Source organism: Martelella lutilitoris (genome assembly GCF_005924265.1).
Taxonomy (GTDB): domain Bacteria; phylum Pseudomonadota; class Alphaproteobacteria; order Rhizobiales; family Rhizobiaceae; genus Martelella; species Martelella lutilitoris.
Map to the genome: position 1 here is coordinate 312,225 of NZ_VCLB01000003.1, position 25,095 is coordinate 337,319.

Annotated in this window: 17 protein-coding genes and 1 riboswitch; of the genes, 10 read left to right on the top strand and 7 right to left on the bottom strand. The window is 63.6% G+C overall.

Going from position 1 to position 25,095, the window contains the following annotated elements; genetic code table 11:
- Positions 1–81: 81 nt before the first annotated feature.
- From trxA to FF124_RS06525, 6 genes are all read right to left on the bottom strand, one after another.
- Entirely contained in the window at positions 82–432 is a 351-nt protein-coding gene (gene trxA / locus FF124_RS06500) for a thioredoxin (protein ID WP_281285247.1), read from the bottom strand.
- An 86-nt stretch (positions 433–518) separates the two neighbouring features.
- A complete protein-coding gene (gene addA / locus FF124_RS06505) occupies positions 519–4,043 on the bottom strand; it encodes a double-strand break repair helicase AddA (protein WP_138747677.1) in 3,525 nt (1,174 codons plus the stop codon).
- Entirely contained in the window at positions 4,036–7,230 is a 3,195-nt protein-coding gene (addB, locus tag FF124_RS06510; protein ID WP_187326835.1) for a double-strand break repair protein AddB, read from the bottom strand. The genes addA and addB overlap by 8 nt, the downstream gene beginning before the upstream one ends.
- Before the next feature lie 86 nt (positions 7,231–7,316).
- Positions 7,317–7,769, bottom strand: a complete 453-nt coding sequence (gene tsaE, locus FF124_RS06515) for a tRNA (adenosine(37)-N6)-threonylcarbamoyltransferase complex ATPase subunit type 1 TsaE (protein ID WP_138747678.1) — start codon at positions 7,767–7,769, stop codon at positions 7,317–7,319.
- Positions 7,766–10,279 carry a PAS domain-containing sensor histidine kinase gene (locus FF124_RS06520; RefSeq protein ID WP_138747836.1) on the bottom strand — a complete coding sequence of 838 codons (2,514 nt, stop codon included), beginning with the start codon at positions 10,277–10,279 and terminating at the stop codon, positions 7,766–7,768. Before FF124_RS06520 ends, tsaE begins: the two co-directional genes overlap by 4 nt.
- A 249-nt stretch (positions 10,280–10,528) precedes the next feature.
- Entirely contained in the window at positions 10,529–11,773 is a 1,245-nt protein-coding gene (locus FF124_RS06525; protein WP_138747679.1) for an MFS transporter, read from the bottom strand.
- A 325-nt stretch (positions 11,774–12,098) separates the two neighbouring features.
- Between FF124_RS06525 and FF124_RS06530 the strand changes: the two genes are divergently transcribed.
- The 10 genes from FF124_RS06530 (at position 12,099) to FF124_RS06575 (ending at position 24,403) form a co-directional block, all read left to right on the top strand.
- Positions 12,099–12,773, top strand: coding sequence for an HAD family hydrolase (locus FF124_RS06530; RefSeq protein WP_187326836.1), 675 nt, complete (start codon positions 12,099–12,101; stop codon positions 12,771–12,773).
- A 38-nt stretch (positions 12,774–12,811) separates the two neighbouring features.
- Positions 12,812–12,914: riboswitch (TPP riboswitch) on the top strand.
- Positions 12,915–13,018: 104 nt separating this feature from the next.
- A complete protein-coding gene (gene thiE / locus FF124_RS06535; RefSeq protein ID WP_138747681.1) occupies positions 13,019–13,681 on the top strand; it encodes a thiamine phosphate synthase in 663 nt (220 codons plus the stop codon).
- Positions 13,678–15,471, top strand: a complete 1,794-nt coding sequence (locus FF124_RS06540) for a TRAP transporter large permease (protein ID WP_138747682.1) — start codon at positions 13,678–13,680, stop codon at positions 15,469–15,471. Before thiE ends, FF124_RS06540 begins: the two co-directional genes overlap by 4 nt.
- 11 nt (positions 15,472–15,482) lie before the next feature.
- A complete protein-coding gene (locus tag FF124_RS06545) occupies positions 15,483–16,472 on the top strand; it encodes a TRAP transporter substrate-binding protein (RefSeq protein ID WP_138747683.1) in 990 nt (329 codons plus the stop codon).
- 108 nt (positions 16,473–16,580) lie between these two features.
- Entirely contained in the window at positions 16,581–17,645 is a 1,065-nt protein-coding gene (locus tag FF124_RS06550; protein WP_138747684.1) for a LacI family DNA-binding transcriptional regulator, read from the top strand.
- Between the two features lie 117 nt (positions 17,646–17,762).
- Positions 17,763–19,028 (top strand): ABC transporter substrate-binding protein, encoded by a 1,266-nt coding sequence (locus FF124_RS06555; RefSeq protein ID WP_138747685.1) that lies wholly within the window; start codon positions 17,763–17,765, stop codon positions 19,026–19,028.
- A gap of 312 nt (positions 19,029–19,340) precedes the next feature.
- Positions 19,341–20,237 carry a carbohydrate ABC transporter permease gene (locus FF124_RS06560; protein ID WP_138747686.1) on the top strand — a complete coding sequence of 299 codons (897 nt, stop codon included), beginning with the start codon at positions 19,341–19,343 and terminating at the stop codon, positions 20,235–20,237.
- A complete protein-coding gene (locus FF124_RS06565) occupies positions 20,237–21,058 on the top strand; it encodes a carbohydrate ABC transporter permease (RefSeq protein WP_138747837.1) in 822 nt (273 codons plus the stop codon). The genes FF124_RS06560 and FF124_RS06565 overlap by 1 nt, the downstream gene beginning before the upstream one ends.
- 9 nt (positions 21,059–21,067) lie before the next feature.
- On the top strand, positions 21,068–23,308 hold the full coding sequence (locus FF124_RS06570) for a glycoside hydrolase family 2 protein (RefSeq protein WP_138747687.1): 2,241 nt from the start codon (positions 21,068–21,070) through the stop codon (positions 23,306–23,308).
- 9 nt (positions 23,309–23,317) lie between these two features.
- Positions 23,318–24,403, top strand: coding sequence for an ABC transporter ATP-binding protein (locus FF124_RS06575; RefSeq protein ID WP_138747688.1), 1,086 nt, complete (start codon positions 23,318–23,320; stop codon positions 24,401–24,403).
- Positions 24,404–24,411: 8 nt separating this feature from the next.
- On the opposite strand, the gene FF124_RS06580 is transcribed toward FF124_RS06575, so the two are convergent.
- Complete coding sequence (locus FF124_RS06580) at positions 24,412–25,062, bottom strand: pyridoxamine 5'-phosphate oxidase family protein (protein ID WP_138747689.1); 651 nt, start codon at positions 25,060–25,062, stop codon at positions 24,412–24,414.
- Positions 25,063–25,095: the final 33 nt, after the last annotated feature.

The following is a 25,095-nucleotide window of genomic DNA, read 5'->3' on the forward strand; positions in this document are numbered from 1 at the left end:
CGGCCAGGTTCCCGCCTTCGTTCAGATATGGCAAAGCCCGCGCGAACGCGGGCTCTCATGCGCTTGAACGACCGTCCGAACTCAGCGAACGACGCCGGAAATCCAGCTCGAAAGCGCCGTCTTCGGCGCAGCGCCGACCTTGACGTCGGCAAGTTCGCCGCCCTTGAACATGGCCAGCATCGGGATGGACCGCACGCCGTACTGGACCGCGAGATCCGGATTGTCATCGACATTGACCTTGGCGATCTTGACCTTGCCGTCCATTTCCTCAGCGATCTCTTCGAGGCTCGGGCCGATCATCCGGCACGGGCCGCACCATTCGGCCCAGAAATCAACCACGACGGGCGTTTCCGATTCGAGAACTTCCTGCTTGAAATTGGCGGTATTGACCTTGACTGTCGTCATCTTGAACTCCTTGGCAAAGGCGAGGATCACGTCCGTTTCGCGCGATACCTTCGCAATATCGTATATTTGTCCTTCATGTGAGCACAGGCGGGAGAAAAATCAATGCCCTGCGCTCACTTTGTCGAAAGGCTTGCAAGCGCCGCAGAAAGCTCTTCCTCGCTCAACCGCCGGGTTCCGGTCGTTTCGGTATAGACGAGGAGGCATTCCACCGCCTTGCCGGGATAGAGCGGCGCAAGGAGTTCACGATAAACGGCCATCTGCGCCACATGGGAAAAGGGTGCCGCCTCGCCTGCTTCCGGCGGATTGCGGTTGGTCTTGAAATCGACCAGCACGACCCTGTCGCTTAACACCGCAAGCCGGTCGAGCCGGCCGGACACGGTGAAATCGCCGGCCTCCAGCCGCACCGTTCCCGTCACCGAAACCTCGGCGCGGGCAGAAGACGAAAAGACCGGCGCCAGTTCGGGGTCGTCGATCACTGCCATCACGCCTTTGAGGATGGCGTCGTTTTCTTCTTCCGGCAGGTGGAAGGCCGCCCGCGCCAGATAGCGGCGGCAGGCCGCCTCCCGCTCCGCGGGTTCGAAACCCGGCAGCACTTGCATGAGCCGATGGACAAGCCGCCCGCGCTCCAGGGCGATATTGGCCCTCGGCCCGCCGAAAAGCGGCGAGGCGGTGACCGGCGGCGGGTCCTCGACTTCAAGCCCCGCGCGCGAGGGGCTGAGCGGCGGGGCCGGACGCACCTCTTCGCGGAAGGGCTCGGTCAGCGCCGCAGGCAGCGGCGGCAGCGCGTTCCCCTCGCCTTGGGTGCCGGCCTCGCGCGCGAAGCAGCGCGGCGGAATTTTTTCCTGCCACAGAAGCCCCGGCCAGCTTTCCCCGGCGGATCCGGCCACCTCGATCGGCTGCGCCCGTTCCTTCTCGTCGGCCTCGAGCGCCGACCAGACGAGCCTGTGCCAGCAATCGGGCGCCTGCGTCTTTCCGCGATAGCCGGTGACGAACAGCCGGTCGGCGGCCCGGGTCATCGCCACATAGAGGAGCCGACGATACTCCTCCTTTGCCTCGTCCTCGCGCCGTGCGATATCGGCAAGAACGCTGCTGTCGGCCTCCTTCTTTGCCGAATGCCAGACGGGCAGTCCCGCCTCCATCATCCGGAAGCCGGAAAGGTGGCTTGCGACAAAGGGCTTGCCGCCGCTATCGACGAGAAACACGACCGGCGCTTCCAGTCCCTTGGAGGCATGAACCGTCATGATCCGCACCTCGTCGCGGCCCTTGTCCTGCTCGCGCTTGATCTCGAGACCGCCTTCTTCCATCACGTCGAGGAAGGACTGCAGACCCGGCAGGCCATTATCCTCGTGATCCTTCGCCGCATTGAGGAATTCATCGAGAATATCCCCCGCCTCGCTGCCGAGCCGGGCAAGAAAGGCGCGCCTGCCGCCCTCGCGCGCCAGAATGTCGGCGTAGAAATCGAAGGCGCTCTTCCGGCGGGCGGCGGCGATCACCCGTTCCAGCGTCGCGACCGTCTCGCCGAATGTCTCGTCCCCGGCAGCCGAAAGCCGGCGCAGCGCCGACCAGACATGCTCGCCCCTCTCGCGCCTTGCCGCGACTGAAAACAACTCGTCTTCCGAAAGACCGAGAAGCGGGCTCTTGAACAGCGCGGCCAGCGACAGATCGTCTTCCGGCAGAACGGCAAAGCGGCCGAGCGCGATCAGGTCCTTGACCGCGATGTGGTCGGCGAGCCTCAAGCGGTCGGCGCCGGCCACGGGAATGTCATGGGGCGCTTTCAGCGCCCGCGTCAGCGCGTTGACGAAAGCATCCCGCTTTCTGACCAGAACCAGAATGTCGCCGGCGCGAACCGGTCGCGCGCGGTCTTTCTCGACGATCATCTCCTGGCCGATCATCTCGGATATCCGATGGGCAATGCGCCGCGCCAGAATGGCCGCCGGCGCCTGTTCCGGCGTGGCGTCAAACGGCGCGGTCCAGTCTTCCTCGTCCTCGCGGTCCTCCGGCGCGATCATCTCCCAGGCCTCCACGCTGCCGGGATGGCCGATGCGGTTCGAGACATGCACCGTGTCCTCGCCTTCCGCCGAGAGCCCCTTGCGGTTTTCCGGCACCGAGAAGACGCAATCGACAGCGGAGAGGACGGAGGCGGTGGAGCGGAAGGACAATGGCAGGCCGATCTTCGAAAAGTCCGCCGCGATCGACGTCACCCGCTTTTCCGTCAGCCTGCCTTCGGCGGCGAAGCGCTCGGGTCGCGCGCCTTGAAAGGAATAGATCGACTGTTTTTCGTCGCCGACGGCAAACATGGTGCGAAGGCCCGGCCGCGCGCCCTCGCCGGTAAAGAAATCCTCGCTCAGCGCCCGCACCACATCCCATTGCAGGGGTGCTGTATCCTGCGCCTCGTCGACGAGAATATGGTCAATGCCCTGATCGAGCTTGTAATGCACCCATGGCCCGGCATCCGCGCGCGACAGCAGCGCTGCCGTGCGGGCAATCAGATCCTCGAAATCGAGCTTGCCGCGCCGCTGCTTGAGCGCCTCGTAGCGCGCGTCCAGCCGGTCGGCGAGGATAAGGGCGGCAAGCGTCTTCTCGAAAATCCGGTACCGGTTCAGCCGGTCGCGGATGGCGAAGACCTGCGCGGCTGCCGCCACAACAGCCTCGCCGAGTTCCGGCGCCTTTACCCTGAGCGATTTGAAAACCAGCGTCGATTGAGCCTTCGGCACGCCCGCCGCCGTCAGGAAGGCGCTTTCCAGCGCGGCAAAGCGCGTTATCGCATCGGAGGCCTCGACGGCCGCCTGCAGCGCATCGGCAAAACCGGCGGCCCGCGACCCGCCATCGTCGCGGGCAATGGTGATCAGCGCTGCAAGGTTTTCGAGCCCCGCCAGCGGCCAGGCCTCACCGGCAACCGCAGCTTCATCCGTATCGTCGTCAAAGCCGTAGGCCGCCCGCAATGCCGCGTCGAGCCCGTTCTTCCGTCGCGCCGCCTCGAGAAACGGCCGAAGGGCATGGCGCGCGCCGACGATCTCGCCGAGAAGTTTCTCAAGCCCGCTGTCATCGGCAATGTCCAGCACCGTCTGGAAAGCCTCGGTCAGCGCCGGATCCTCCCGGCTTGCCGTGGCGGTCAACAACTGGCGACGCGCGTCTGCCAGCAGCGTGGCGGCGGCGATATCGTCGAGCACTGAGAAATGCCCGGCGACATTGGCTTCCAGCGGAAAACGATGCAGCAGGCTTTCGCAAAAGGCATGGATGGTCTGGATCTTCAGCCCGCCGGGGGTCTCCAGCGCATGGGCGAAGAGCCGACGGGCCACCGCGATCTTCAAGGCATCCGGCCGCGCGCCCTCGATCGCCTCGATCTCGGCGGCAAGATCCGCCTCGGGCAGCACGGCCCAGTCGGCCAGCCGGGCGAAGACGCGGTTCGACATCTCGGACGCCGCCGCCTTGGTATAGGTGAGGCATAAAATGGCGGACGGCCTGGCGCCGGCAAGCAGCAACCGGACCACGCGCTGGGTCAGAACATGGGTCTTGCCGGAACCGGCATTGGCCGAAACCCACACCGTGCGGGCGGGGTCGGAGGCGAGCCTCTGGCGTCCCGTCGTCCAGGAAAGCCAGTCCTCCGAGCTTGCGTCAAGGTTCGGATCGTCAGTCATCGCCGCCCTCCCCGTTGTCATCCGCCGTCGACCACTCGGCAACGCGGGCGAGATGATCGTATTCGCCGCCGAAATCCCGCGCACTTGCCGGGATCAGTCGCGAGGCAAACGGGCGGTTTCCGCTTTTCAGCGCGGTGACGAAGCGGGTGAATTCGCGCAGCGCATCGCTTGCAAGCCCTTCCGCCGTAATGGCCGGGTCCTTCTTGGTCTCGGCCTTCTCCAGCGCATCGACGCCGAACCGATGGCCGGGCCTCAGCCGCACATATTTAAGGCTCTTCGTTTCAAGCGCCGGCACGTCCTTGAAGGCGCCTGCGGCAAGGGCCGCCGCCTCCAATGGCAATTGCGGTTCCAGAAGCGAGCGCGCCTGGTTGAGCGAGGGCGACATGCCGGTCTTGTAGTCGATGATCTCGGCCGTGCCGTCTTCCAGAATGTCGATGCGGTCGGCAATGCCGGTCAGGCGGATTTCGGCAAGGGGAATATCAAAGCCCGCGCCGGCCTCCGTCAGCGTTGTGTCGATCGACGTCGACAGCCGCCGCGCCGCCTCAAACTTCAGCAATTCATCCGCCACTGATTTCAACCGCGGCACCCAGCTCAAGGCCAGATGCGGCGGCAGCTCGGCTTCGAGCAGGAGCTCGGCAAGCACATCCTCCATCGCCGCACGCCCCGCTTCGCCTGCGGGGTCAGCGCCGGTCTTGATGAAGCGCTCGGCAAGCGCGTGATAGAGGATGCCGCGCTCCTTCACCGACGGATCGGCATTGAACGGGGCGAGCGGGTCGAGTTTCAGCACCTTCTGCGCATAGATCGCGTAAGGATCGCGCCGCAGCCTGCCGATTTCGGAGAAGGAGTAGCGCTTCGGCTGGTCCTCCGCCGGCGGGTAGGGTTCCGGGCGCTGCGGGATTGGCGCGCGCGGCTCGTCATCAAGGGCGGCAGCCCAGCCGGCAAGCACCGCGCCGCGCCGTTTCAGCGCATCCTCCATCTCAGGCCCGGCAAAGGCCAGGAGCCGCTGCAGCCAGCGGCTGGCAACCGTCGGCGCCGAACCCTGCCTCAGCGCCCGCGAAAAGATCAGATACGGTGCGCCGGCGGCCATCGTCAGGTCGTGGGCGAGCTGGCCGACGCGTTTTTCCGGTGGCTCCAGCCCGATCTCGGCCTTCATGCCGCGCGACAGGAAGGGATTGTTCTTCGCCTGCGTCGGCCATACGCCTTCATTGAGCCCGCCGATGACGATGGTCTCCACATCCTGCAGCCGCGCCTCGACCGCGCCGAAGATGAAGACGCGCGGATTGCCCATGGAGCGTGGCTTGACCGCTTCCGATGCCGTCAGCGCGGCCATGATATCGATCCATTGCGGCCCGTCGGCTTCGATCGGGGTTTCAGACCCCATGGTTTCGGAAAGCACGGTGGCAAGCCGCTCGCCCGCTTCCCCGGACCACAGCGCCGACAAATCGCCTGCCTCATCCGCGGCGATCGCCTCCAGCGCCCGTCCGGTGCGCTCCGCCCAGTCGGAAAGGGCAAGTGTCTCCGTCAGCGGCGGCTGATCCGGACCGCGCGGCACATGGGTTTCAATCAGCGGCGCAAGCGCCGCGTCGATCCTTGTCGCCAGATCGCGCGCCGCCTCGGATGCATCCTTCGGCAGGGCCGTGCGCCAGTGCGGCGGGTAACGCTCGTCCTTCTGCTTTTCCAGCGCCTCACCGACAAAACCCGCGAGATGGCCGAGTTCGGCAGGTTTTGTCCCGCCACGGAGCGCAATCAGCTCGAAGGCCGCACCGGCGGCGCGCATTTTCCGGGCGGACAGACCGAAGCGCGCCAGCGGATGTTTGAGCAGTGCCGCCAGCACGGCAGGATCACCGGGTTTCAGCGCCGCCTCCAGCATCAGAGTTACCAGCCTGCCCTGGCCGGTGGCCGAAAGCGGCGTGCCGGCCGAATCATCCGCCTCTATGGCAAAGCGGTGCAGCTCGGCTGCTACGCGGCGGGCAAGATTGCGGTCGGGCGTAATCAACGCGGCGCGCGCCGGCCTGCCGTCTTCGCCCGTGCGTTCCAGCGCCAGCCGAAGGGCGGCGGCGATCGAAAGCGCCTCCTGCCGCTCATTGCCCGCCTCCATCAGCGCGACATCGGCGAAGGCCTGTTCCAGATCTTCCGCGGCAAGCGCGGTCCGCCAGTCCTGCCAGCGGTCCGTCGCCTCCGCCGGAGCGAAGGCCGCCGCCAGAACGCGGTTGCGCATGCCGCGCGCAGGCTCCGCCGCCTCAAGCGTCGAAAAATGCTGACGGGAAAGTGCGAGGCGTTCCAGAAGCCGCGCCATTTCATATTGCGGATGGCTGCGGATCGAGGGGTCGGGCATGGAAGGATCGGCATCAGCCGCCGTCAGCGCCTGCCAGTCTTCCTCGGCCATGTCGCAATCAAGGCCCGGCAGCACCACCACGCCCTGCGGCAGAGAGGCGGCGGCGACAATCAGATCGGCGACGGCGGGAACGGAACCGGTGGAGCCAGCGATGATCACCGGCGCATTGCCGGTCATCGCGGCGATCCGTTCCGCCTCGCCTGCCAGCAGCGCATTGCGGCGGGCAATCGCCGATGAGCGGCCAAGCTCATCGAGCCGTCCCGGCCAGTAGAGCGCTGCGATCTTCAGGAATTCGGCGGTCAACTGCCACCAGATGGCGTAATTGTCTTCCGCAAGCGCTGCGAGCCGGTCCCAACCGATCCGCTCCGTTTCCATCGCATCGATGAGTTCGGCAAGGTCGCGGGCAAGCCAGACGGCATCCGCAGGACTTGCGGGCGCGACCAGCGGCGAGCCGCCGTGAAGGCCGGCAAGCTCGTCCGACAGCCGGTTGCGCCAGGGCAGGATCAGGCCGGCAAGCTCCAGAAGCCGCGGCACGGGCTCGATCGGCGGCAGGCTTTCGGCCGCCTCCGGAAGGTTTTCCTCGAAATAGTGCTCGTCCTCGTCGGTCTCTCCAAGCGCGCGGATTTCCGGCAGGATCGCCGCCTGCCCGCCAAGAAGGTCTGAAAATTCGCCGCGTAGCACGCGCACCGCGCGCCGTGTCGGCAGGAAGATCTTTACATCGGCAAGGGCGAGCGGATCTTTCGCATCATATTTGAAGCCCGGCGCGAGACGGCCGGAAAGGAGGTTTTCGGCAAGGCTCTGCAGAAACGGCACGCCCGGCGGTATCGTCCACAATCCGGCTTTCGTCGCCATCGAAGGCTCCCGTTCCCATACGATTCACTGATGGTTTTAGGGACCAAAGGGTGGTCGTGCAAGCACCGCTGGGAAACGGAAGAACCTCAGATAAATGCAACGGCTAGGGCCGCAAGCCGCTCCTGCCCGCCCCTCAGCCGCACGCGGCGACCGTCACCTTCTTCTTCTAACGAAAGGGTCAAGACATCATCCGGCAACATGTCTCCGCCGCGCTCAGGCCATTCGATCAGGCTGATGCCGTCCTCGAGCGCCTCGTCGAAGCCGAGTTCGATCAACTCGTCGGGATCGGCAAGACGATAGAGGTCGAAATGATAAAGCGGCGGCGCGCCGTCATAGAACTGAACCAGGGTGAAGGTCGGGCTCGGAACTTCAAGCTCCGGCTCCTCCATGCGGGCGCGGATCAGCGCGCGCGCGAAGGTGGACTTGCCCATGCCGAGATCGCCGGAAAGCGCGAGACAATCGCCCGTTTGCAGAAGCGGTGCCAGCGCCCTGGCCAGCGCGACAGTCGCGTCCTCGTCGGCGAGAAAACGCTCCATCATTCCGCAGCGATGATTTCCGCCCCGCCCTTGCCGGCGCTGGCGTCGGGAATGCGGCAGGAAACGGTGGTGCCGGCACCCGGCTCGCTGTCGATGAAGACGCGGCCATTATGCAGGGCGACGAAGCTTTCGACGATGGCAAGGCCAAGCCCGGCGCCGGCATATTGGGCCTGCCTGCCGCCGGACTCGAACCGGGTGAACACGCTTTCCAGCGCATCATCGGCAATGCCCGGGCCATTGTCGGTCACGGTAAAGACGAAATCGTCCTTCTCCCGCCAGCACGACAGCGCGATGATCGAACCGCGCGGGGCATATTTGACGGCGTTGCCGAGGATTTTCAGAAGAACCTGCTTCAGCCGCTGGAAGTCGGCGGTGATGGTCCCGAGCTTCGGCGGCGCGGTGATTTCCAGCGTCACGCCGCTTTCCTGCAGCCGGCTCGAAATATCATCGGCGACGGAATCGATCAGATCGTCGATCGACATCCGGTCCAGTTCCAGTTGAAGGATGCCGGCATCGGCCGATTTCAGGTCAATCATGTCGTTGACAATGGTCATCAGCACCGATGAGGAATTGGCGATGTGATCGACGTAACTGCTCTGGCGCGGCGTCAGCGCGCCCGTTTCCGGCGCCTTCAGCAGCTCGGCGAAGCCCATGATCGAGGTCAGCGGGGTGCGAAGCTCGTGGGAGACATGTTCGAGGAAGGCGTTCTTCAGTTCCTCCGCCTTGCGCAGCGCATCGTTCTTTTCCGTCAGCGCCCGCTCCACCTTCACCGAATCCGTCTTGTTGACGAAGGTGAGCATGGTCTGGGCGTTCGGCAGCGGCGTCACCGCATAGTCGAGCACCAGGCCCGAGGCGAGATCGAGCCGGCCCTGCCGCGAAACGCGCTCGTCATCGAAGGAGGTGATCATCCGCGCAAAGAGCTTCCAGCCGTCGCTGGCGCCGGGATCATCCTCGCAGGTCTCGATCAGCGCGCGGATATGGGTGCCGGGCGCCGCGTCCTTGTCGGCAATGCGCCAGAGCGCCAGGAAGGCGGGATTGGAAAGCTTCAGCCTGCCGTCCGGACCGAAAACGGCAACCCCTTCGGAAAGATGATCGATGGTCTCGCCCTGCACCTTCACCAGCGTGTTGTAGCGCGTCTTCAGCGCCACCTGCTCGGTATGGTTCTCGAACACCCAGGTGGTGCCGCCGCGCGGATGGGCGGAGGCGAACACGCTGAGCGTCTCGCCGCTCGGCAGGTACCAGAGATCGTTATACGGCTCGACGGAACGGTAGACGGAGAGAGCCTTTTCCTTCCATTCGCGCCACTGGTGCGGCTCCGGCAGCTTGCCATCGGCACGCAGGCGCTCGAACAGCTCGCCATTGTCGGGATGGGACTCGAGAAAGCCCATATCGAGCTTCCAGAGCTTTTCGAAGGCCTGGTTGTAGAAGGTCATCCGCCGCGACGCATCGAAGATGGCGACCGCCGTGTTCAGATGGTTGAGCGTGTCGGCATGGCTTTCAAGCGTCTGTTCCAGCGCGTTTTCGACGCTCTGCAGTTCCGAGACATCGCGGGCAATGCCGGCGGAGCCGTCGCCGCTCGCCACTTCGCTGAGCTCGTAGAATGTGCGGTTGCCGCCGGTCACCACCGGCTGGCGGCCTTCAAAGCGCGCACCGGCGCGCACCGCCTCGTCGAGTTTTTCCTGAACCGCCGCGCCCAGGAGCATGCGGTTTTCCTCAAGCGTGCGTTCGCGCGTTTCCCCTTCGACAGCCGCGATATAGGCGCGGTTGACCCAGGTGAGCGCACCGTCTCCGTCGCGCTGCCAGCAGGGCATGTCGATCGCGTCGAAAAGCGTCTCGAAACGTTCAAGCACCGCTTTCGTGCGCTTGTGATCCACCTTCAGCTCGGCCAGTTCGGCGCGGATGCTTTCCAGCGCACCGAAGCGCACATGGGCGCGGCCGCCCGTGGTGCCGCCGACGACTTCCAGCACATAGCCGTTTCTGGCTTCCGCCAGCATCTCGAAGGCCTTGGCCTTGCGGCGCAGCGCGGCAATCGCGGTCTCGAGCTGTTTCGTGCTGCCCGGAGAAAGCCAGTCGGAAAAGGCGAGGAAGGCATGATCGTCTTCCGGCGCGCCGGCCTCGTCCGGCAGGGCGCCGAGAAATTCCGGGTCCGCATCCGGGCCTTCCCAGAAAATGATGCGACGATTGCGCTCGGCGTTCAGCGCCTTCAGATTGGCGATGCGCTCGCGGTGGTTTTCGAGCTCGAGGGCAAGCCGCTGGTTCTCCGCTTCGGTGCGGCCACGCAGGCGCATGAACCAGAGGGTGGAAAGGACGGTGGCCGCCAGAATGCCGCAAAAGGCCGAAAGGGCCATGACCTCACGGGATGAAAGCACGGGCGCGACGTCGGCAGATTGGGCGAAGGCGTGTGCGGCAGTGAGCGAAAGCGCCGTGCCGGCTGCAAGCCATCGCGCGATTGCGCGTTTTCCGCGCATGCCGCGAATCATCCGGCCCTCGTTGCTTTTGCCGCCCCGCTCCATTCGTCTCTTCCGCATCTGTCTTTCGGCGGGCCGCGCTGCCGCAAAGCGCGAAGGCCGCCTTCAAGAGGCCATTCACATCCGATGATGATCCGGTCATTGCCGGACCGAATCGCCCTTCTCAAAACATAGACGCTTGGGGAATCCGCGAAAAGAGTCCGACGGAAATAAACGCCCGGCGCCCGCCTTGAACGGGAGCGCCGAGATTAATGCGATCATGGTTTCGGAAGTGTTAAGGTCGCCCGCGCGGCCTCACGCCGTAGCGGCAATCGCCGGGGCGGCGCGCTCGCGCACCGTCAGGTGGATGGCCGCGGACAGAATGCCGAGCGCGATCGCGACATACCAGATCACGTCGTAATTGCCATACCGGTCGAACCAGGCGCCGCCGAGCCAGACGCCGGCGAAGCCGCCGAGCTGGTGGCTCAGGAAGACGAAGCCGAACAGCGTGCCCATGGCGCGCGGGCCGAACATGACGACGATCAGCGCGCTCGTCAGCGGCACGGTGGACAACCAGAGCACGCCCATGACGAGGCCGAAGATGAGTACGCTAACCGGCGTCAGCGGCAGCCAGATGAAGATAAGAATAACCACGGCGCGCAGGGCGTAGATGGCAGCCAGGACATGCGGCTTGGCGAAGAAATTGCCAAGACGCGCGGCAATCAGCGTGCCGAAGATGTTGGCAAAACCGGCCAGCGCCAGCGCCTTCAGACCGAGCGCGCGCAATTCCGGCGCGGAAAGCGTCGTACCGGTACAGAAATTCTGCACATAGTTCGGCAGATGCGCGGTGATGAAGGCGAGATGAAAACCGCAGACGAAAAAGCCGGCCGCCAGCATCACGAAGCTGCCATGACCGAAGGCGGCGCGGATGGTCTGCGGCAGGTCGATGTCGGTCTCGGCGGCGGAGCCCTTGTTTTTTACATGCAGGAAGGGGATGGCGAGCGCCATCGGCGCCAGCAGCGCAGTGATGATCAGAAGCGTCGTCTGCCAGTCGAACCGGCTGATCAGGAAAGCCGTCAGAAGCGGCAGCACCGCCTGGCCGGCCGAGCCCATGGCGGAGGCGACGCCGAGATAGAAGCCGCGCTTTTCCGCAGGCGCCGCGCGGCCGACCACGGCCAGGACCGTGCCGAAGGCCGTGCCCGAAACGCCCATGCCGACGAGAACGCCCGCCCCCATATGCTGGGCAAAGGGCGAGGCGCCGAAGACGCAGATGAGCATGCCGAGCACATAACAGCCGAAGCCGAGCCAGAGCGCGCGCCGGTCGCCGAACTTGTCGGCGAGCATGCCGAAGAACGGCTGCGCCAGACCCCAGACGAGGTTCTGGATGGCAATCGACAGCGAGAAGATCTCGATCCGGCCGGCAAAGAGATCATCGGAAAGCGGCAGAACCACACCGCCGAACACCGAGCGCACGCCGAAGGACAAGGCCAGCACCAGCCCGCCCGCCAGCATGATGATCAACATATCGCGGTTCGTGCCGCTACGCTCTGCCTGTTCCATCGAACTCTGCCCTGAAAGATCCCTTGGGGCAGAATTAGCAGGGATCAATTCGGATGAATATCCAATATCAATGATTTCAGACGTCAGCGTTTTTGATGCAAGAGCGCCAACATCGCGCTCCTGCCACTGGTCTCCGACCAGGAAGTTCCATACTGAATCCCATCAGGCGTCCGCGTAAACAATTGATTTTCATTAGTTTTCAATTAAATCCCCGCGTGCGCGGATTTGCATTTGCAGGCAAAACAGGCCATAGGAGGCAGCAGGATGGAACGGCACGGCCTCGACGGCGTCGCCTCAGCCGAAACGCATGGGCCAGGAAACCATGATGAAGACAGTCATTTTCGACTTCGACGGCGTGATTGCCGACAGCGAGATCATCGCCCTCGCCGAGCTGCAGGTCTCGCTTGCCGAATACGGGATCACGGTCGACTGGAATACGCTGCTCGAGAAATTTCTCGGCGCATCCGTCAAGCAGATCATTGCCTTCGCTGAAGCAAGGATCGACGGGCCGGTCGATCCCGATTTCCAGAAGGACTGGTACGCCCGGCTTTTCGAACGCTATCGTCGCGAGCTGAAACCGATGCCGGGGGCAGAAGCGATGCTGGATCGGCTGGATGCCGCCGGGATCGACTACTGCATCGCCTCCGGCGGCTCCTACAAGAGGCTCGGCGTCGCGCTTCAGGCGATCGGCTTTGCCGAGCGCTTCGAAGGCCGCGCCTTCAGCGCCGAATCGGTGGAGCACGGCAAGCCGGCGCCCGATCTCTTCCTCTACGCCGCCGAAAAACGCGGCGCCCCGCCGGCGGACTGCGTCGTGCTGGAAGACGCCATCGCCGGCGTGACCGGCGCGGGGCGCGCCGGCATGCGCGCAATCGGCTTTGTCGGCGGCAGCCACCTTGAGGGCGCCAGATCCCCTCATGCAGAACGGCTTCGGGCCGCCGGCGCGGCAACCGTGCTGACCGGTCTTTCCGGTTTCGAGGCCGCCGCCTTCGGCGCCGTCTGAGGCCTGTTGACACGGGCCCCAAAGCCCGACAGAATCACCCACATTCCGAGGGGAGCATCCTGCGATGCTGAGATGGCAATGGGCCGGACCCTTGAACCTGATCCGGGTCATACCGGCGTAGGAACGGAAAGATGGTCATTCCCCTTGTTTTCGCTTCCGCGCCGGTCTCCGCAATACCAAGGAGGTCGTCATATGTCGTTGGAATTTCGCCAAATCCGCCCTGTCGGGGCGCCCGGGGTGCAGCCATGAGAACGGTCGACTACCGGCTGAATGCGCTGGTTGATGCCGGGTTGGTCGAAACCGCCCCGCTCGCCGAACTGGCGCGACACGCCGCCGAAAACGGCGCGACCCTGATCCAGTACCGCGACAAATACGCCAAGACGCGCCAGATGATCGAGCGCGCCGTCGATATCCGCAAGGCGCTGGAGCCGACCGGCGTGCCGCTGGTGGTCAACGACCGGGTCGACGTCGCGCTCGCCGCTGATGCCGCCGGCGTGCATCTCGGCGCTGACGACATGGAACCGGAGACAGCGCGACGCCTGCTCGGACCGGAGGCGATCATTGGCCTCACCGTCAAGAATGCCTCCGACGGCGCGCGCGCGGCAGCGTCCCCGGTCGATTACGCCTGTATCGGCGGCGTCTTCCACACGCTCTCCAAGATCAACGCCGATCCGCCCGTGGGCGTCGAAGGTTTTCGCGCGCTGCGCCGCGGCCTCAAAAGCGCCAGGCCCGGCCTTCCGGTGGGCGCGATTGCCGGCATCAAGCTCGAAAACGTGCCCGAACTGATCGCCGAGGGCGCAGACGGCATCGCCGTGATTTCGGCGATCTTCCATGCACCCGATGTCGGACAGGCGACCCGGGATTTCCGCCGGGCCATCGATATGGCGCTTGCGAACCGGGCGCGATGACATCGCCAATCAAGGAGAACGGATCCGTTTGGCTCGCCCGAGGGCTGGAGACGGCGCTTGCGGCAATCGTCGGCGTCGTCCTGGCGCTGATGCTCGCGCTTGTTCTCCTCGCCGTCGTGCTTCGCTACGTGTTCGGCACCGGGCTGATCGGCACGGAAGATCTCGGCATCTGGCTGAATGTGGCGCTGATTTCGCTCGCCGCGCCGCTTGCCATGTCGGGCCCGCTTGCCATGCGGCTCGACCTGCCGCTCGGTCCGCGCACGCAAAGCATTTCCCGGGTGGTCGCCGATGCCGTCAGCCTCATCGCCGCCTTCGTTCTCGCCTTCGGCAGCGCCCGCGTCGTCGCCTTGATCGGCGGCGCATCGCCGACCCTCGGGGTTCCAGAATGGGTGCGCTTTGCCGTCACCGGCACGGGCGGGGCGCTGATCGCCGTCATCCTTGTTCTCAGGCGCATCGGCGAGCGGCAGTTTCCGTCGCTTGCCGTTTCTGCGGGTCTGGCCGGCCTTATATCCCTCGCCTGCCTGCGCATGAACCTGGCAACGGCCCTGCCGGCGAGCGCGGCGATCGCGCTTTTCGCCGCCATCGGCCTGATCGCGGCGGCGCCGCTTGCCCATGCCTTTCTCGCCGCGGCCCTTGTCGCCATGCCCTTCGGCGGCAACCTGGCCCCGGAAACCATGGTGACCACCGCGGTCTCCGGCATGTCGCATTTCCTGCTGCTCGCCATTCCTTTCTTTCTTCTGACGGGAACCGCCCTTTCGGCGTCCGGCGCGGCCGCCCATCTCGTCGCCTTCGCCGCTTCGCTTGTCGGCCACCGGCGCGGCGGGCTGGCGCAGACGGTGCTTGCCACCGGCACGCTTTTCTCCGGCGCTTCGGGCTCCTCGGTCGCCAATGCCGTCTTTTCGGCCACGACCTTCCAGCCTGAGCTTACGCGCCGCGGCTATCCGCCGGCTCGCGCAGGCGCGATCATCGCCGCCTCCTCCGTGCTCGACAATGTGATCCCGCCGTCGATCGCCTTTCTCATCCTCGCCGCCGCGACCGATCTTTCGGTCGGCAAGCTGCTTGTCGGCGGGCTTTTCGCCGGTCTGGTCATGGCGGCAAGCCTTGCCATCGCCATTCACCTGACAACCCGCGATCAGCCGGGCGGCGAGCGGGCAAGCCCCGGCGAGCGAAAGCGGACCTTCCTGGCCGCCGTCCCGGCCTTCGGGCTCGGCATCATCGTCGTCGTCGGCATCCGCATCGGCATCGTCACCACCACCGAGGCCGCCGCCCTCGCGGCTGCCTATACGCTCGCCCTTGCGGCTTTCTCGAAAACGCGCCGGACCCCGCTTTTTTCCATATTCCGGCAGACGGCCGTGGAAGCGGCGGCCATCGGCTTGCTGATCGGCTCGGCCGGACCCTTCGCCTTCCAGCTCGCCATCGACGGCGTCGCCGGGATGCTGTCTTCGGCCGCCGGCGCGCTCGGCGGTTCGCCCGCCGCGATCCTCGCCTTTTGCGTGGCCGTGCTGCTTGCCGCCGGCCTGGTGCTCGATATCGGCGCGGCCATTCTGCTCTTCGGTCCGCTGCTGCTGCCGCTGGCCGCCGGCGCCGGCCTCGACCCGATCGCCTTCGGCGTCATCGTCGTCACCACGCTGATGATCGGCGGACTGACGCCGCCGGTCGGCATGCTGGTGCTGGTGGTGGGCGGCGTTGCGACGATTCCGGCGGCGGCGCTGTTTCGCGCGGTTCTGCCCTATCTTGCCGCGCTTGTGTCGGCAGTCGCGCTCATCTGCGCATTCACCCTTCTGATCTGAGAGGAAACGCCATGAACACCCTCAACCGTCGCACACTCCTGAAGGCCGGAACGCTCGCAGCGCTTTCCGTCCCCTATCTCGCCCGTCCCGCCTTTGCCCAGACCACGGTCACGGTCGCCTCGCTGCTCGGCGAGGACAAGCCAGAAACGAAGGTCTGGCGCTTCTTTGCCGAAAGGGCCGAGGAACGACTTCCGGGCCGCTTCCGCTTCAACGTTGTCACCAATGGCGCGCTCGGGGGTGAAAAACAGGTGGCCGACAGCATTCGCCTCGGTTCGGTTCAGGCGAGCCTGTCAACCGTTTCGGCGCTTTCCGCCTGGGTGCCGGAGCTCCAGCTTCTCGACCTGCCTTTCCTGTTTCGCGACCCTGCGCATTTGCGACGCGTCGTCACCGGACCGGTTGGCGACGATCTCAAGGCGCAACTCGCCGGCGAACGCTTCATCGTCGGCGGCTTCATCGATTACGGCGCCCGCCATCTTCTGACGAAGACCCCGGTGACGCGGCCGGAAGAGCTGGAGGGCGTCACCATCCGGGTCATCAACAGCCCGCTTCACACCGGGCTCTGGAGCGCCTTCGGCGCCGTGCCCGTCGGCATTCCGATCACCGAGACCTATAACGCGCTGGCGACCGGCGTGGCGGATGCGATGGATCTGACCAAGTCCGCCTATGCCGGTTTCAAGCTCTATGAGGTCGTGCCCTGCCTGACCGAAACCGGCCATATCCGCGCCTCCGGCGTGATCTATTTTTCCGAAAGTTTCTGGAACGGGCTCGATGCCGAAACGCAAGGCCTGCTGATGGAGATCAGCGCCGAGGCCGCGCTCTATTTCAACGCGCTGATCGTGGAGGACGAGACGGCGGCGATGGAAACCGCGCGTGAAAACGGCGGCGAAGTGTTCCAGCCCGCGGACATGGATGCCTGGCGAGCGGGCGCTCGCGGCGTGTGGACGGAGTTTGCCCCGGTCGTGGGCGGCATGGAACGTATCGAAATGGTCGAAGACGCCTGATCCTCAACCTGCCATGCGCTGACGTACCGCAATTCGAAACTTAAGGCTTGCGGGTGCGATCAAATTGGTAAAAATTTACCCCAACATATGATTGCGGGGCACAGGCAGATGGTCACATTGCGGGAAATAGCCAAGGCGGTCGGCGTGTCGGCCGGCACGGTTTCGCGCGTCCTCAATTACGATCCGACGCTCTCCGTCTCAGAGGTCAAGCGCAAAGCGATCATCGAAACCGCCGAGGCGCTGAACTACGCCACGCCGCGCAATCGCCTGCGGGCGAAAACCGGGCCATTGCGCGCGCCGCGCCGCAAACAGGCGATGCCGCGCATGGCGACGGTCCATTTCCTCGAACGCGACGAGGAACTGATCGATCCCTATTATATCGGCGTCCGGCTCGGTATCGAGCGCCGCTGCCAGACCTATGGGACCGAGATTGTCAAGGTCTTCCACGACGACCTGGAAGCGGAGGCCGCGACGCTGCAGGCGATGACCGGGGTGATCGCGATCGGCAAGCACCGCCCCCACGAAATCGCCTTTCTCGAGGAAAACAGCCGGCACCTGGTCTTTGCCGATTTCGTGCCGGAAGACGAGCGTTTCGACTGCGTTTCAAGCGATCTCGCCAGCGCCACGCGCATCATTCTCGACGGGCTTCATGCCGCGGGCTACCGCCGGATCGCCTTTATCGGCGCGGAAGACCGCATCAGCCGCAAGGGCAGCCCCTACAGCGAGACGCGCTGTCACGCCTATGTCGAATGGCAGAAGGAGCATGGCGGCTTCGATTCGGCGCTGATCGCGCTCAATGACGACTGCAACAACGGCCAGAACCTGCGCCTCGAAGTCGGCTATGAAAACGCCCGCACCCTGCTTGCCCATGCCGAGCGGCCCGACGTGATCGTGACGGCGAACGACAATATCGCCATCGGCACCTGTCGCGCGCTGCAGGAGGCCGGCCTTTCGGTCCCGGGCGATATCGCCGTCGCCTCGTTCAACGACATCCCGGTGGCACAGTTTCTGACGCCGCCGCTTTCGACCATGAAAATTCCCGGCGAGGCCATCGGCGAATGCGCCGTGGACCTTCTTGTCGAGCGCATCAACGGCCGCGAATACACCAAGCGCGTCGTCATTCCCACGGAGATGGTCTGGCGTGACAGCTGCCGCCGCCCACCATCGCAATAAAAATTTTACTTATTATTTTACTAAATTTTTTATTGCGAACCCGCCGGTTTTGACGTTAGCTTTTTGACGGGCGGCAAGGAGAGCGCCGCCAGCGATCGTCCAAATGGGAGGAAACCAATGGATACCGTGCTGAAGCGGATTACGGGTGCGGCCCTTGCCGGCACCTGCGTCATGAGTGCATCGGCGGCCTTTGCCGGCGAGATCACGATCTGGTGCTGGGACCCGAATTTCAACGTCGCCATCATGAAGGAAGCAGGCGAAATCTATTCGAAGACCCATCCCGACACGACCTTCAACGTTGTCGACTTCGCCAAGCTCGACGTCGAGCAGAAGCTGCAGACCGCGCTCGCCTCCGGCACCACCAACGCGCTGCCGGATATCGTGCTGATCGAGGATTACGGCGCGCAAAAATATCTCCAGTCCTTCCCCGGCTCCTTTGCGCCGATGGATGACGTCGTCGACTATTCCAAATTCGCGCCCTACAAGGTCCAGCTGATGACGCTCGACGGCAAGGTCTACGGCATGCCCTTCGATTCAGGCGTTACCGGGCTCTACTACCGCAGCGACTATCTGGAAGAAGCCGGCTTTACCGCCGCCGACATGGAAGGCATCACCTGGGACCGTTTCATCGAGATCGGCAAGCAGGTTGAGGAAAAGACCGGCCACAAGATGACCTCGATCGACCTCAATGACGGCGGCATGACCCGCATCATGATGCAGTCGGCCGGCGAATGGTATTTCGATGAGAACGGCGACCTCAATGTCGTCGACAATCCGGCGCTGAAGGCCGCGCTCGAGACCCAGGCCAAGATGGCCAAGGCCGACATTCTCTATCCCGCGACCGGCTGGTCCAACTACGTCAACGCCTTCACCTCCGGCAATACCGCTTCCGTCGTCACCGGCGTGTGGATCACCGGCACGATCAAGGCCCAGGAAGCGCAGTCCGGCAAATGGCGCGTGGCGCCGATCCCCTCGCTCGATGGCGTGGAAGGCGCGACGCACGCCTCCAATCTCGGCGGCTCGAGCTGGTATGTGCTCTCCTCCTCCGACGTGAAGGACGAGGCGATCGACTTCCTCAACGAGGTCTATGCCAAGGATGTCGATTTCTACCAGAAGATCCTGACCGAACGCGGCGCTGTCGGTTCGCTTCTGGCCGCCCGCGAGGGCCCGGCCTACCAGGAAGCAGACCCGTTCTTCGGCGGCGAGGAAGTCTGGCAGAAGTTCTCCGACTGGCTGAACCAGATCCCGCCGGTCGACTACGGCATCTTCACCAATGAACTCGACACGGCGGTGACCGCGAACCTGCGTTCGCTCGTCGACGGCAAGCCGATCGACGAGGTGCTGAAGGCGATCGAACAGCAGGCGAAATACCAGATCCAGTAACAGGCTCAATGCCTTGAGGCGGACGATTTTCCCCGTCCGCCCCAAACTGTTCACGAGCCTTCTGACAAGCCTGTTGCAGACAAGGGCTACTCACCAACCATTGTCCGTCACCCCGGACCTGATCCGGGGTCCAGGGCTGTAAATCGCCTTTTGTGCCAGGATCATCGACCTGATGGTCCCCGGTTTTTGGCCCTGGATGCCGGCTCAAGGCCGGCATGACGGAAATGAGAGGCGAGAACCTTAGCCAACAGGTTGAGGCGGATGATTTGGCGTTTTCTCCAAAAGGTCGCATGCGGCGCGAGGTTTTGAAAAATGGTGACTGCCAGACCCGGCAATCTGAGACGGTTTTATGATGTGAACGGCTGGGCCTTCGTTGTCCCGGCACTCATCCTGATCGGCACCTTCATGTTCTACCCGATCATTCGCTCGCTGGTGCTCTCGTTCTATTCCGGGCGGGGCATGATGATGAAGTTCGTCGGCTTCGGGAATATCGAACGGCTTTTCAACGACCCGGTCTTCCTGCAGGCGCTGACCAATACGCTGACCTTCCTCGTCATCCAGGTGCCGGTGATGATCATGCTGGCGCTGATCCTCGCCAGCGCGCTCAACAGTCCGAAACTGAAATTCCGCGGGCTTTTCCGCACCGCGATTTTCCTGCCCTGCGTTTCCTCGCTTGTGGCCTATTCGATCCTGTTCAAGAGCATGTTCGCGACAGACGGGATCATCAATTCCACCTTGCAGACGCTCGGACTTATCGACATTCCGATCCCGTGGTTTACCGATCCCTTCTGGGCCAAGCTGCTGATCATCCTGGCGATCACCTGGCGCTGGACCGGCTACAACATGATTTTCTACCTGGCCGCGCTGCAGAATATCGACAAGTCGATCTACGAGGCCGCCCGCGTCGACGGCGTGCCGAAATGGCGGCAATTCCTGCACCTGACGATCCCGATGCTCAAACCCGTGATCCTGTTTACCACCATCACCTCGACCATCGGCACGCTGCAGCTCTTCGACGAGGTCTACAATCTGACCGAGGGCACCGGCGGACCGGCCAATGCGACGCTGACGCTGTCGCTCTATATCTACAATCTCACCTTCCGCTTCACGCCGAACTTCGGCTATGCGGCAACGGTCTCCTACGTCATCGTCGTCATCGTCGCCATCCTGTCCTTCCTGCAGTTTTATGCCGCGAGGGAACGCAAATGATGCCGCGCTACACGACACGCTATCTCTCGACGGCGCTTCTTTACGGCGCGCTGGCGCTGGCCGCCTTCATCTCAGTCTTCCCCTTCATCTGGATGGTGATCTCGGCAACCAACACGACGGCCGACATCGTCACCGGCAAGGCCTCTTTCGGCCTCGCCTTCCTCGACAATCTGAAGATGTTCTTCACCCAGGTCGATGTGCCGCTGATCATGTGGAACTCGGTGAAGATCGCGATCGCCGGCACGGTCCTGACGCTGCTGGTCTCCTCGCTGGCCGGCTACGGTTTCGAGATCTTCCGCTCGCGCTTTCGCGACCGGGTCTACACCCTCGTGCTCCTGACATTGATGGTTCCCTTTGCCGCGATCATGATCCCGCTGTTCATGCTGATGGCCAAGGCGGGGCTGATCGACACGCATATCGCCGTGATCCTGCCGACCATCGCATGGGCCTTCGTCATCTTCTATTTCCGGCAGGCCTCGAAGGCCTTCCCGTCGGAACTGCGCGATGCGGCCAAGGTCGACGGGCTGAAGGAGTGGCAGATCTTCTTCTACATCTATTTTCCGGTGATGCGTTCGACCTATGCGGCGGCCTTCGTCATCGTCTTCATGCTCAACTGGAACAATTATCTGTGGCCGCTGATCGTGCTGCAATCGAACGAGACCAAGACGATCACCCTCGTCGTCTCGTCGCTGGCGTCGGCCTATTATCCCGATTACGGCACCGTCATGATCGGCACGATCCTTGCCACGCTTCCCACCCTCTTCATCTTCTTCGCCATGCAGCGCCAGTTCGTCCAGGGCATGCTTGGCTCGGTCAAATAGGTCATGACAATGCGCACATTCGAGAAGTTCAACAGCGACTGGGTTTTCACCGAAGGCTTTGACGAAAGCTGGACCGGCGCCCTGCAGGATGGCGCGGCCGTCACCCTGCCGCACACCGCCGTGGAACTGCCGTTCAACTATTTCGACGAGAACAGCTACCAGAAACCGTTCACCTATCAAAAGATCATCGCCTACGACCCCGCCTTTGACGGCAAGGCCGTCTCCCTCGTCTTCGATGCGGCAATGGCCGACAGCGTGGTCTTTCTGAACGGTGAAAAACTCTGCGCGCACAGGGACGGCTACACGCCTTTTGCGGTCGACCTGACCGGACGCCTGAAGGACGGCGACAACCTGCTGACGGTGAAGATCGACGGGTCGGAAAACCCGGAGATCCCGCCCTTCGGCTTCATGATCGACTACCTGACCTTCGCCGGCATCTACCGCGATGTCTGGTTGAAGGTGACGACCCCGACGGCGATCGGCAACGTCAAGGTCGAGACGCCCGACCCGCTTGCGCCGCAGAAATGCGTTCAGGCGGATGTCTTCCTGACAGGAGCGGCTCCGGAAGCCGCGACGCTGAAGGCAACGCTCTATGACGCCGACGGCCACAGCCTCGCCACGACCGAAATCGCGGTCAGCGGCGACAAGGCCTCGTTCGAAATCGACGGGCTGGAAAATATCCGGCTCTGGGACATTCACGACCCGGCGCTCTACACGCTTGCCGTCACGCTGGAAACGGCAGACGGCACTGATGCCGTCGCCACCCGCTTCGGCTTCCGCACCGTTGCCTTCGCCACGGACGGTTTCCACCTCAATGGAAGGCCGCTGAAGCTTCGGGGCCTCAACCGCCACCAGAGCTACCCGCATCTCGGCTATGCCATGGGCAGGCGCGGGCAGGAGAAGGATGCCGACATCCTGAAATACGAGCTTGCCTGCAATGTCGTGCGCACCTCGCATTATCCGCAATCGAAATATTTCCTCGACCGCTGCGACGAGATCGGCCTGCTGGTCTTCGAGGAAATCCCCGGCTGGCAGCATATCGGCGGCGAGGGTTGGAAACAGGAATCCATCGCCAATGTCGAGCGCATGATCCGGCGCGATTGGAACCATCCGTCGATCATCATCTGGGGCGTGCGCATCAACGAATCGGCCGACGACCATGAGTTCTACGCCGAGACCAACCGTCTGGCGCATGAACTGGACGGCACGAGACCGACCGGCGGCGTGCGCTGCATCGAAGACAGCGAGTTGCTCGAAGACGTCTACACGATGAACGACTTCGTTCTCGGCTCGGAGGAAATGCCGGGCAGCAACCATCTGCGCATGCACCGCCGCGAGCAGAAAAAGGTCACCGGGCTTTCCCGCGATGTGCCCTACATGATCACCGAATATTGCGGCCACATGTATCCGACCAAGCGCTTCGACCAGGAACAACGCCAGGCCGAACATGTGACCCGCCATCTGCAGATGCTGAACGCGATTGCCGGTGACCCGACAATTGCCGGCGGCACCGGCTGGTGCATGTTCGACTACAACACCCACCAGGATTTCGGCTCGGGCGACCGCATCTGCTATCACGGCGTTCTCGACATGTACCGCGAGCCGAAATTCGCGGCCTATGCCTATGCATCACAGGGCGATCCGGAAGACAACGTGGTTCTGCAGCCCGTCACCTTCTGGGCGCGCGGCGAGCGCAATATCGGCGGCGTTTTGCCGCTGATCATTCTGACGAACTGCGATTATGTCGAATTCAGTTTCGGCGATATGGAGCCGCGCCGGATCGATCCTGACCGCGCGACCTATCCGCACCTGCCGCATCCTCCCATCGTCATCGACCTGCGCTCGGTCACGCCGGAAGAATTCGGCGAGTGGGGGCGCGTGTGGAAAAACGGCAGGATCACCGGCTATGTTGACGGCAAACCGGCCAGGACGATGAACCTCACGGCAGATCCGGTGCCGACGACGCTTCAGATCGCGCCGGACGACACTGAACTGAAAGCCGGTGAAAAGGACTGCGTGCGGGTGATCCTGCGCGCGCTTGACCAGACCGGCAATATCCTGCCCTTCTTCGATGATCCGGCCGCGCTTTCGCTCGAAGGGCCCGGACGGATCATCGGCCCGGACCTCGTCAGCTTCAAGGGCGGCACCGCCGGGCTCTATATCGAGGCCGGCGATCAACCCGGCACGCTGACGCTTTCCGTCCGCTGCCGGCCTTTTGCCGACCAGACCGTCACCTTTACGCTTTCCTGAGGTTTTTCCATGGCTGACGTTTCGCTGAATGCCATCCGCAAGTCGTTCGGGTCGATCGAGGTGATCAAGGGCGTCGATCTCGACATCAAGTCCGGCGAGTTCATTGTCTTCGTCGGCCCGTCCGGTTGCGGAAAATCGACGCTCCTGAGGATGATCGCCGGCCTTGAGGACATCACCTCCGGCGCGCTTGCCATCGGCGGCAAGGACATGACCGACGAGGACCCTGCCAAGCGCGGCATCGCCATGGTGTTCCAGACCTATGCGCTCTACCCGCACATGACCGTGCGGGAAAACATGGGCTTTGCCCTGCGCTTTGCCGGCATGGACAAAAAGGAGATCGAGGCCCGCGTCATGGATGCGGCGAAGATGCTGGAGCTCGAGACCTATCTCGACCGCAAGCCGAAGGCGCTGTCGGGCGGCCAGCGCCAGCGGGTTGCCATCGGCCGCGCCATCGTGCGCCACCCGGATGTTTTCCTGTTCGACGAGCCGCTGTCGAACCTTGACGCGGAACTGCGCGTTCATATGCGCGGCGAGCTTTCCGCCCTGCATAACCGGCTGAAGACGACGATGATCTATGTGACCCACGACCAGGTGGAGGCGATGACGCTTGCCAACCGCATCGTGGTGCTGCGTCAGGGGATTGTCGAACAGATCGGCACGCCGCTCGAACTGTTCAACACGCCGGCAAACCTCTTTGTCGCGGGATTCATCGGCTCTCCGGCGATGAACTTCCTGCCGGCAACCGTGGAGAAGGCCGAGGCCAGCGGCATCGCCCTCAACCTTTTGGGCGAGGAAACGATCGACGTGCCGCTTGCAGGAGGCCTGCCGCCGGAAGGGTCGAAGGTAACGGTCGGCGTGCGCCCGCAAAATATCCGGCTCGCGGAGACCGGCGAGAAAAGCTTCGCCGTCGACATCACCCTTGTCGAGGCGCTCGGCACCGAGACCGTCGTCTATGCCACGGCGAAGAATGGCGAGCGGGTGATGGCGGTCCTTTCCGGCCAGCATCTTCTGAAGACCGGAGCCGCGATCGATCTCGCCTTCGATGTCGCCGATGTCCACCTGTTCGATGAAGCCGGGCAGCGCATGGCCTGCTGACAGCGGTCTCAATAAAGTGAGGTCTTGTAGCGATCTTCGAGATCGGCATCGATCCGCTTCATCTCGTCCTCATCGTCCGGGGCGCCGGTTGTCTGGTCGAGGATGATCTTCGACAGTGAGGGAAAGCTGGCACGATCCTGAAAATGCGCCGGATCCCACAGATGCGAACGCCGGAAGGCCTTGGCGCAGTGCATGAACACCTCGTGGATGCTGACGACGATGGCAAGCGTCGGCGCCCTGCCCTGCACGCTCATGCTTTCCAGCAGGGCCGGATCGCGCGTAAGCTGCGCCGTGCCGTTGATACGCAACGTGTCGTCAAAGCCCGGAATGATGAACAGCAGACCGACGCTCGGATTGGCGATGATGTTGGACAGGCTGTCGAGACGATTATTGCCGGGTCGGTCGGGAATGGCGAGCGTGTTTGCATCGAGCACCTTGACGAAGCCCGCCGGATCGCCGCGCGGGCTGACGTCTCCGCGGCCATCGCTGCCCTGGGTTCCCAGACAGAGAAAGGGTGCGCGTTCGATGAAGGCGGTCGCATGAGCGTCGAGGGCGGGAAGGCATTTTTTCGCGGCCAGCGCGCTTACCGGCGGGAACAGGTCCCGCAGCGACTGCTCGTCTTCGATCATGAAATCGCGGTTGATCTGATAGCCCGTCATTCTGTCTTTCTCCCGTTGCCTGCGCGGATAAGC